This is a genomic window from Propionivibrio soli (assembly GCF_025770765.1).
Classification (GTDB): Bacteria; Pseudomonadota; Gammaproteobacteria; order Burkholderiales; family Rhodocyclaceae; genus Propionivibrio; species Propionivibrio soli.
Window position 1 is genome coordinate 39,141 of the sequence record NZ_JANZKY010000024.1, and the last position, 8,343, is coordinate 47,483.

The following is an 8,343-nucleotide window of genomic DNA, read 5'->3' on the forward strand; positions in this document are numbered from 1 at the left end:
CTTTCACCAGGAAAGAGTCGTCTAGGCTTCTTTTAGGTTGGCGAGAGTCGGAGCGGCCATCGAGGCGACAAACTCGATTATCTCGTACTCGGCGACACCTTCACGCTTGAACGGGTCTTCTTCGATGACGCGCTCAGCCTCGGCGCGCGAAGCGAGATTGGCGAGGATGACGCCTCCAGTACGCGGTTCTTTCCGTCCTGAAATGACGAAACGACCCGCAGCGTAGTTGCGTTCGAGGAACTCGCGATGCGCAACGACAAAGCGATCGACTTCAGCAAGTGGTCTAACGTAGTTCAGGAGAATGAGGAACATGGCGAACTCGATGGGTAGCGGTCTGTGACCGGGGAAAACGATGATCGTACTGTAGGTCTTGGCGTTTAGCCACCGACAGACGAGCCGAAAACGCACATGGCATACGCGAGTCTCGCGAATGCCCGGGCAGGTCATCCAGCTGACGATTGCTCCATTTTTTAGATTGCGTGCCGTATACCCGCTACCGCACTACGCAAACAGCTGTAGCCAGGTTGAATCGCACACTTCGCTATTTGCCCAGGGATCAGTAAGGGGTTGCATCCTTGCGCGTGAATTGCCATTTCCCCTGCACCAATTCAGCCTTGAGGTCATCATCCGGATAGCTGCACTCATCACCAGGCAGGCGGTCTCCCACCTCTAGGTATACGACTTCTTCAGAAGACTCATTGACAAGGTTGTGCGCGTTCGCAGTTCCTGCTTTGAAGCCTGCACACATGCCCGGGGTCAGCTGAGTGCGGCCTTCGTTGGTTTGCAGTATCGGGCGACCTTTTAGGATGTAGATGAACTCGTCTTGCCTTGTGTGAGCGTGGCGAAGAGCAGAAACTGCGCCCGGGCCGAGCCGGGTGAGATTCACCCCAAAGTTGGTGAGTCCGAAGAAATCTCCAAGCGGCCGCTTCTCCCGGCCATTCATTCGAGACGCAAACGGCTCGGGATAGTTTGACGGTTTTGTGCGAGGCGGAATATCCGTCGCATGTGCGGCGGTTTTGTTCGTTTCATTGCTCATGGTGGCTCAACTCCTTTCTCGCGAGCGCTGAATGGATGGAAAAGGATGGTTAGCCAACGTGGAACTACCCGGCGCTGCGCGGCTTTATCGCGCAGTGTCCGGCGACGGCAGGAGCGGGATCGAGCGCCAGTCTAGGTGCTCTTGATATAAGCAGGAGCTTGTGCATGGTTTTCAAAGCCACCATATTTGACCAAAGAGGGGTAATACTCTGAAGCAAATTGGACTTTGCCTGCGGCGGCTTCACCGTCAACGCTAGCGATAAATGCGAGCATAAGATCAGTGCCGGCAGAAACACCGGCAGAGGACCATATGTTGCCATCTTGCACGTAGCGTTGCTCAACGACCGTGACATCACCAAGCGCTCGCAAACGGTCCAGCGAGCCCCAGTGAGTTGTTGCTTTCTTGCCCGATAAAAGCCCTGCAGCGTGCAGCACAAAGGAACCGGTGCAAACGGATAAGACGGCCTTGCAGTTCGTTGCTTGGTTGGCAACGAAATCGATTAGTGCTGAGTTGCTGACTTCCCGTCGCGTGCCTTGGCCTCCTGGAACGAGCAGGTAATCAAGCGGAGGGCACGTGGCAAACGACGCATGCGGGTTAATTGACAAACCCTTTGCGCAAACGATTGGATCAAGCGATTGGCCGACAATGATGCAATTTTCTGGGCCGTTGGCATTTTTCCTCCACATGGTGAGCATCTCCCACGGCCCGACAAAATCAAGTTCTTCGACCTCGTTGAATACAAGAATCCCAAAATTCATAGGAACCTCCGAAGCAACTAACGTGGAAGTGAGCGGCCTGCGCGGCTTTTCGCGAAAGTCCGCTCGACTGCAGGGCTAGAGCACTCTTTTCTCATACTTTTCGAATGCTCCATGATCTCTCGCCGATGCTGATTGTTAGAACCCCATCGTCAACGCTCGACGTCATATTGAAACCCACCGGATAGCCAAACTTTGCCTTCGGGATTGGATCAACAACGGGTGCGGCGGCCAGCGATCCCGTTTCAATGAACGTCTCGTAAGGAGCAAAGTAAGGGCGGTCATGGCAGTTGGGACAATCGAAGACGATCGCCCCTGGTGCAAAGAATACCGATGTATCCAACATGCCTTCGATCGTGAGTGGTCGGTGGCATGTAGGACAGGTGATCAAGGTACTAAGGGAAGACAACCGCTCCTCTTCACTGCGGCGAAGCGCTCGATCGCGCATGCGCCTTACGAGATGCCAAGCACACCATACAACGGCACCGAGCAGCACAAGTGATCCGATGGACGGCGGCATGAGTGCTCTAACGTAGAGGTGACCGGCTTTGACCGCAGTGCTAGAGCGCCTTTTCGACGTAAGCATTGAGGCCCGCAATTAAGCACGTGAGTTCAAGGGGGTAGTACTGGACAACAGCTTCCTCAGTAGGAGCACCAATTTCAATCCAATACTGCCCAAGCTCGTGTTGCTCGGCAAGCGAATACTCGTCGTACAACTCGTAGTGGTAGCGGGCGCGCTCAAAGATGAATTGGTACCAGACGAGAAGTTTCTCGACCTTGGAAAGATCAGCGTGCCCAGGCATTCGTACCGAGGCAACCGCCAAAATTTCCTTTCGAGCGTAGCCAGGTAAACCAAGCCAGAGGTTTTTGTAGTTGTGACTCTGTTTTGGTTCTTGATTCGCAACAAGGAGAGCGCATTTCAATAGAACCTCGAAGGCAAGAATACGAATGATTGCCTGCGAGTCGGAGTGCGTGTCTAGCGATGACGCCAAGAGATCGGCGTCGTGCAAGCGATCTCGGGCTTCGTTATACATGCGCCGAATCCGATCAGTCATGAGCGCCCTAACGTCTGAGTTGAGGGGCGCGAAGCCGGCTTGCCGGCGTAGCGTCCCTCTCGAACGAAATGTTAGATGTCATGCTCAGAGCGACCTAAGGTCTCGCTTTGCGGACGAAGGCTTTAGCACCAAATCGCGGAAACCAGAATCCGCAAGGAAATTCTTGACGTTTGCAGCAAAGGCGTTTCTCAGAAACACCGGAAGGCCAACGGGAACGGCTTCCTGCGCACTATATGAACCCTCGGTTGTGACTTCGTGAACGACCTTGCCAGCGGTTCGACTGTAGATCTGCCATGCAACGCGCATGTAAACGCCACCCTTCAGCGTGGTTGTGTTTCCGATATCGATATTCGGGCTACCAGAGTAGGGAAAGCAGACCTTGATATCGACCTTATTGACTAACCCCGCAACTAGTATCTCGGCCTTCCAAACATAAGGATCGCCAAAGAGGGCGTAAGGATCGCCAACTACTGGATAGTTATTTGCCTCAAGTTCCTTACGAAATGTCTCAGTCAGTTCTTCATCGGTGATATTGAGCCGGCCACCTCGCCATGTGATTGTTGCACCTGGGGCGCACCACCAGCCGTGTTGGAATTGGCCGATCTGCTGTCCGAGCGGAATCTTCGTCATGATCTTCCGGAACTCGATTGGGTTCGCATCAGCTCCGGTTGGAAGCGCTAACGGCGTATTCGACTCGGCGACTTGCACGGGATTAACGGCGCACCCGCTAATAACAATGGTGACTAGGGCAATTAGTAGTTTCATTTGCATACGAAGCAGATTAATGACATCTAACGTTTGAATTCAGGGGCGCGACGCGGTCCTGTCGCGGCGCGTCCCTTGGAATGATGGGTTAGGCGTACACGTCAGCAAAGTAATGACTCCTCGCGATTGGACTCCATTACGATCAGAAAGAATTCTGCTTCATCAACTTTGAAGGTGGCGTTGAACCTGAAGTTTGCCTCCAAAAGATCAACTCGCTTTGCCATGCACGGAAAGCCCTCATCAATGCACTTCTTGTATAACGCGTCTGCACCAAATCCTGTTGCAAATAGCCGCTCCCATTGCTTATCAACTTCAACAGCCGCAACGCTCTGAAGTTCTTGAAGAAGTTGAACAAGCTCGTTGTTGATAATGTCTTTCCATCTATCTGCTAACTCAAACTTAAGGCCGTATTCAAGTAATCGCCTGCTATATGAACGAGCTCCGAGTGTTGTATATGCTGAAGTAATCAGTAAGAAAGCGCGAGACACCCCGTCTTGCAAGATGCGTTTGCTTGATAGATCAGGAAGCGCTCCTGAGTCTTTGGCTTGCCTCAAGTAATAGCGCGCTAAATCAGTTGCCTGATCAAATCGTGAAGAACGAGAGAACAAATCGGCAAGGTAGACTCTCGGAAGATGCAGTGAATTTGGATAACGAGTGACAAACGCTTCCAGAAGATCAAAGGCAGGTGAAATTCCTCGTTCGAACATTGAAGCGGCAACCCATGCCAACAAATGCTCTTCAGATTCTCCGTCAAGATAGGCTGCGCGAGCGATACTCTCGGCTTCTTTGATTCGATTTTCATTCAGCGCGGTTCTGATTCGCTCTTCGTAGCTGGCTCTTTTCCCGAAACCGAACATCAGTACTCCTTATACGCCTAACGTCTGAATTCACCGGACTGCGCGGCTTTTCGCGCAGGTCCGGTGGAATGACGGGTTAGGCATTGTATGCCGTAGAGATGGTTCTTGATATGTTGAACGACCTCCGGAATCGATTTGTCGGACGTGTCGATTACCCGACCGAGGTTAGATAGATGCGGCTGCATTGCAACAAGGCTTTGAGAGACGCGCTCACCTTGCCGTGCTGCCTCACTACGCGTTGAATCTCGAGCTTCGAGCATTGATAGTGGAGCCCAAAGAGTAAACATTTGGCAGGCGATCGCTGGATTGAGCGAACCGCTGAAATGACCAACTTGGACTGGACTTTCAAATACATAGTCGAAGATCACGGTACTTGCACCAGACTGAAGATAGAAATTGGCGAGTGTAGCCGCAGCTCTGTATGTGGAACCTGCTCCAAGAATGGCTTTGGCTTCGATTGGTGCAAACAATCGAAGGGCGTCACCAGAAATGTGAACTGACGTCGGACACAACTGGTGTAACTCAGTTGCAACAGAAGATTTACCCGTTGCTGATGGGCCATTGATAAGAATGACACCGGTGTACATGAAATGCCTAACGTTGGAGGTAAGGGGCGCTGCGCGGCGCTTTATCGCGCAGCGTCCAGCGACCGAAGGGAGCGGCCTTGACCGCAGTGTTAGGCAACTTGCTCATATTGGAACGCGCCTAAACGCTTTACGTAGATAAAATTGTCGTCTTCGGGAAGCTCTTCAATCTGTATAGCCTCTTCTATGCATTCCTCAGACAGCGCGATCCCGGATTCCGGCTCGAAAATTGGATTCCAAGAAATTTCGTAGATCGGGAGGTCGCTTTCCAATGGATAGCGAACGCTAAACACAATAAGAGGGCGTTGCTTGAGAGATATGCGTTTCGCGTTTTGCCAGAAAACGGGGTTCTGCTGCTCCGAGATATGCGCAGCAAACGCCAGCACATTTTCAAACTCACCAAACGCTGCATTTATCGTTTTCTGAGCAATTTCCAGTCGTGAATGCATTGGGTTGTCGTCGTTGTAGCTGACGTAAATCATCGTTTCACCGTGCTGGAACTCGCAAACTTTGGGCTCGCAATGGAGCCAGTGACCATACATTCGAGATGGCGCAAGGGAGATTGTCATGTTGCCTAACGTTGTAGGTAAGGGGCGCCCCGCTTGCGGGGCGTCCAGTGGAAGCCGTAGGCTGGAACGGCCTTGACCGTAATGTTAGGCATGGCGCGTAGCTAGCTGCTTTGGGGCCAGATTGGGCCATTGGCAATGCTGTTTGGAACAAAACCGATGCCACATGCTTCGCAATAGTAACCGTTGATAAATTGTTGAAGAGGCCCTTCTTGCAAGAACTCGGTTTTGCATTCATCAACCGCCAATTGGTCTTTGCGTTGGTAACCGGCTCGCTCTTCAGCGGCTCCAAAGATTTTTCTCGGACTTGCCGCACCAATAAGAAGAGTTTTTTCTCTGACGTGTGCGTTGCTCAGACACTTTGGGCAGATTCTGGGATCTTCAGAGACGCTCATGGCTGGTGCCTAACGTAGAGCTAACCGGCGCTGCGCGGCTTTATCGCGCAGCGTCCAGTGAGCGAAGCGAACGAGGTTGAGCGCCGGGTTAGAAATGACTCTCATTGAAATAGCACCTTCAGCGCTCTGGTGACGCCAACATAAAGCAGTGATGTACCAATGGTGGCGAAGAGTGCAACCGTTATCCAATATTGCAGTGGGTCGGCCGATTTGGACACGCCGCGCCCTTTGGGCGTATCTGGAAAATAGCCAAAGCGCAAAGCCGTTCTGGCAACATAGAGCACGAACAAACCAAATAGACAAATAGAAACAGAAAGAGCCGTTGGTCTGTATTGGGCAGACTGCACAAAAAACAGAGGAACGGCGGCTAACGCAAGAAGCAAGAGCCCAACAACGCGATGATTTGACCGAGTTGTTGGCCACTCTCCAAGACGGACAGAGGTTTGCGAAGATGTGACTTCATCGCTGGCTCGGTGGCGAGACGTGCAAAGTAGCCAAATGGAAAACCCTGTATAGGCAAAGAGAAGGCCAAACGAGTAATAGGGATGTGCATCCCGAAGTAGGAATAAACCCACGATACAAAGAAGGCCGAAGCCACCAAGGCGAAAGATCATTTCTAACGTTGGAAATCACCGGCCTGCGCGGCTTTTCGCGCAGGTCCGGTGGATTGAGAGGTTAGCCGTCGACATGGAACTGAACACGCTGGCCGTACTGCAACCGAAACTCCGCATGAGTTGAAACCCCTTCCCGTTTTGCAATGCCCTCAAGTGTGTTGGAGGATAAGGACACCCGCGCTCGTTCGGGATGCAACCACACCCATGTGACGGAGAAGCCGAAACTGTGGTCGTTGGGAAGGGTTTCTGCGTGAATACTCGGGCCGGACGGAGGTTTGACGTTAAAGGTGAACCGCTCGCGCACGATGGGGCGTTGCGCGAGATCTTGAAACACTTGCTCGATTGGTTGCCACGGTTCATGCGGTTGTTCGTCCTCGGGGTAGAGTTCCTCAATGGTCTTTCCAGGACGCGACGTGGTCGCGTTTTCCAGCAGAGTTACGGCGATTTCGTCTCCGGGGGAAATGATGCGGTCAGGCTCCCAGATCAGGTGTTTCTGATCTTGCTCTTCCCCGTAAAGTCCACCACTTACGTCGAGGTTCGCGAAGTCTGGGGTAATGCGGTCTCCGAAAACTCGCACGCTGAGAATGTTGAGACCATCAGACGAGATGGTGACCAGTTCCGTGCCGTTGAGAGAAATTGCGAGTGCTGGCGGCATAAGACGGCTAACGTTTGAAGTAACCGGCGCGCTTTAGCGCGTCCGGGTTGACTGAGATGTTAGAACTCCCAGAGGTTTAAGGGGAAACTGCTTCCATACAGCGTCCCAAACCGCCGAGAAGCGATCAAGTTCGGCAGATTGGTCGAGGCCTGCGGGATGGAAAACCTGAACGCTATGCCGAGTAGCGTCCAGTCGAATTTCTATAGAGTAAGTTGGCGCGTGGACAGGAAGCAGCGCAGGTTTAATCTCCTTAGGGAGTTCATTGAACTGATACGCCTGCGCCTCTTTAGCCAATGACATAAGAATATCTGGATCGAGAAAGAACTCTCCGCTGATGAGTCCAAAAGGATTCATGTTGGAATAGTGAAAGTATGCGCGTCCGGTTCGCGTGATATGGACGCTCCAATCCTGATAGCCATGTGTCAATAGCGAAGCCTCGATCTCCATCTCTGGTTTAGAAGGTTGATCCGAGCTGACTTGATCGGCTCCTGCAGTCTTGGCGAACATTATCAAGGTCAAAGCCAGGATGAATTGAATTCGGGAATGCATATGTGAAGAGTTCTAACGTTTGACATAACCGGCGGGCAAAAAGCGCAGCTTTTTGACTGTCCGGTTGATGGAAGGGTTGGGCATCATGATGGCTCACCCAACTGACCATCGGCATAAGCGAAGACCTGCCACCGTCTCTTGCGGCCAAACCACTCGCTCCATGTTGGCGCCCAGTACCCTTTGTACATGCCCCAAGACTCTACATCGGCGGTCTTGAACCGAGGAGCTTGGTAAACCTCGCCACGAATGCCGAACTCTTCGTACCACTCGTTGATGATGGAGCCGTTCCAATCAACTGTGACTTGCTCTTTCACGGTTCCATCTTGCAAGCGAAGGCCGATGCGTAGCCCGTACTTAAGCGCACCCTCCTTTTGCATTGGCGAGTACCTTTCGAGTTCGTCAAGTGAGGCTCTGAGGCGCGGCTCCATCACGCTCCAAAGCTTCTGTGGAATGCGTACTGCTTCGCCTTCAGACGACGACAAGTCCGACTCGCTGCTCATGATGCCCAACGT

At 52.4% G+C, this 8,343-nt stretch carries 14 protein-coding genes; all 14 read right to left on the reverse strand.

Features of this window, described 5'->3' with window-relative positions; genetic code table 11:
- Positions 1–21 precede the first annotated feature (21 nt).
- A complete protein-coding gene (locus tag NZ453_RS21410; RefSeq protein WP_263773020.1) occupies positions 22–447 on the reverse strand; it encodes a YciI family protein in 426 nt (141 codons plus the stop codon).
- A gap of 109 nt (positions 448–556) precedes the next feature.
- Complete coding sequence (locus NZ453_RS21415; RefSeq protein WP_263773022.1) at positions 557–1,036, reverse strand: cupin domain-containing protein; 480 nt, start codon at positions 1,034–1,036, stop codon at positions 557–559.
- A 131-nt stretch (positions 1,037–1,167) separates the two neighbouring features.
- The gene (locus tag NZ453_RS21420) at positions 1,168–1,794 is read right to left on the reverse strand and encodes a DJ-1/PfpI family protein (protein WP_263773023.1); all 627 of its coding nucleotides are present in this window, start codon (positions 1,792–1,794) and stop codon (positions 1,168–1,170) included.
- A gap of 91 nt (positions 1,795–1,885) precedes the next feature.
- Positions 1,886–2,137 (reverse strand): hypothetical protein, encoded by a 252-nt coding sequence (locus NZ453_RS21425; RefSeq protein WP_263773024.1) that lies wholly within the window; start codon positions 2,135–2,137, stop codon positions 1,886–1,888.
- A 214-nt stretch (positions 2,138–2,351) separates the two neighbouring features.
- On the reverse strand, positions 2,352–2,825 hold the full coding sequence (locus NZ453_RS21430; RefSeq protein ID WP_263773025.1) for a hypothetical protein: 474 nt from the start codon (positions 2,823–2,825) through the stop codon (positions 2,352–2,354).
- Positions 2,826–2,930: 105 nt separating this feature from the next.
- On the reverse strand, positions 2,931–3,611 hold the full coding sequence (locus tag NZ453_RS21435) for a hypothetical protein (protein ID WP_263773026.1): 681 nt from the start codon (positions 3,609–3,611) through the stop codon (positions 2,931–2,933).
- Positions 3,612–3,712: 101 nt separating this feature from the next.
- Complete coding sequence (locus NZ453_RS21440; RefSeq protein ID WP_263773028.1) at positions 3,713–4,468, reverse strand: hypothetical protein; 756 nt, start codon at positions 4,466–4,468, stop codon at positions 3,713–3,715.
- 17 nt (positions 4,469–4,485) lie between these two features.
- Positions 4,486–5,055, reverse strand: a complete 570-nt coding sequence (locus NZ453_RS21445; protein WP_263773030.1) for a P-loop nucleotide/nucleoside kinase family protein — start codon at positions 5,053–5,055, stop codon at positions 4,486–4,488.
- An 89-nt stretch (positions 5,056–5,144) separates the two neighbouring features.
- Positions 5,145–5,534, reverse strand: a complete 390-nt coding sequence (locus NZ453_RS21450; RefSeq protein ID WP_263773031.1) for a hypothetical protein — start codon at positions 5,532–5,534, stop codon at positions 5,145–5,147.
- A 188-nt stretch (positions 5,535–5,722) separates the two neighbouring features.
- A complete protein-coding gene (locus tag NZ453_RS21455; protein WP_263773033.1) occupies positions 5,723–6,013 on the reverse strand; it encodes a hypothetical protein in 291 nt (96 codons plus the stop codon).
- Positions 6,014–6,114: 101 nt separating this feature from the next.
- On the reverse strand, positions 6,115–6,627 hold the full coding sequence (locus tag NZ453_RS21460) for a hypothetical protein (RefSeq protein WP_263773034.1): 513 nt from the start codon (positions 6,625–6,627) through the stop codon (positions 6,115–6,117).
- 61 nt (positions 6,628–6,688) lie between these two features.
- Entirely contained in the window at positions 6,689–7,282 is a 594-nt protein-coding gene (locus NZ453_RS21465) for a hypothetical protein (RefSeq protein ID WP_263773035.1), read from the reverse strand.
- Positions 7,283–7,315: 33 nt separating this feature from the next.
- Positions 7,316–7,789, reverse strand: coding sequence for a hypothetical protein (locus tag NZ453_RS21470; protein WP_263773036.1), 474 nt, complete (start codon positions 7,787–7,789; stop codon positions 7,316–7,318).
- 125 nt (positions 7,790–7,914) lie between these two features.
- The coding region (locus NZ453_RS21475) for a hypothetical protein (RefSeq protein WP_263773037.1) at positions 7,915–8,343 on the reverse strand (429 nt) is incomplete at its 5' end.

Coding starts and splice junctions, on each gene's coding strand:
- NZ453_RS21465 (WP_263773035.1), bottom strand. CDS start 7,282: ATGCCGCCAGCACTCGCAATTTCTCTCAACGGCACGGAACTGGTCACC.
- NZ453_RS21430 (WP_263773025.1), bottom strand. CDS start 2,825: ATGTATAACGAAGCCCGAGATCGCTTGCACGACGCCGATCTCTTGGCG.
- NZ453_RS21415 (WP_263773022.1), bottom strand. CDS start 1,036: ATGAGCAATGAAACGAACAAAACCGCCGCACATGCGACGGATATTCCG.
- NZ453_RS21435 (WP_263773026.1), bottom strand. CDS start 3,611: ATGAAACTACTAATTGCCCTAGTCACCATTGTTATTAGCGGGTGCGCC.
- NZ453_RS21445 (WP_263773030.1), bottom strand. CDS start 5,055: ATGTACACCGGTGTCATTCTTATCAATGGCCCATCAGCAACGGGTAAA.
- NZ453_RS21410 (WP_263773020.1), bottom strand. CDS start 447: ATGACCTGCCCGGGCATTCGCGAGACTCGCGTATGCCATGTGCGTTTT.
- NZ453_RS21455 (WP_263773033.1), bottom strand. CDS start 6,013: ATGAGCGTCTCTGAAGATCCCAGAATCTGCCCAAAGTGTCTGAGCAAC.
- NZ453_RS21450 (WP_263773031.1), bottom strand. CDS start 5,534: ATGATTTACGTCAGCTACAACGACGACAACCCAATGCATTCACGACTG.
- NZ453_RS21440 (WP_263773028.1), bottom strand. CDS start 4,468: ATGTTCGGTTTCGGGAAAAGAGCCAGCTACGAAGAGCGAATCAGAACC.
- NZ453_RS21460 (WP_263773034.1), bottom strand. CDS start 6,627: ATGATCTTTCGCCTTGGTGGCTTCGGCCTTCTTTGTATCGTGGGTTTA.
- NZ453_RS21420 (WP_263773023.1), bottom strand. CDS start 1,794: ATGAATTTTGGGATTCTTGTATTCAACGAGGTCGAAGAACTTGATTTT.
- NZ453_RS21470 (WP_263773036.1), bottom strand. CDS start 7,789: ATGTTCGCCAAGACTGCAGGAGCCGATCAAGTCAGCTCGGATCAACCT.
- NZ453_RS21425 (WP_263773024.1), bottom strand. CDS start 2,137: ATGTTGGATACATCGGTATTCTTTGCACCAGGGGCGATCGTCTTCGAT.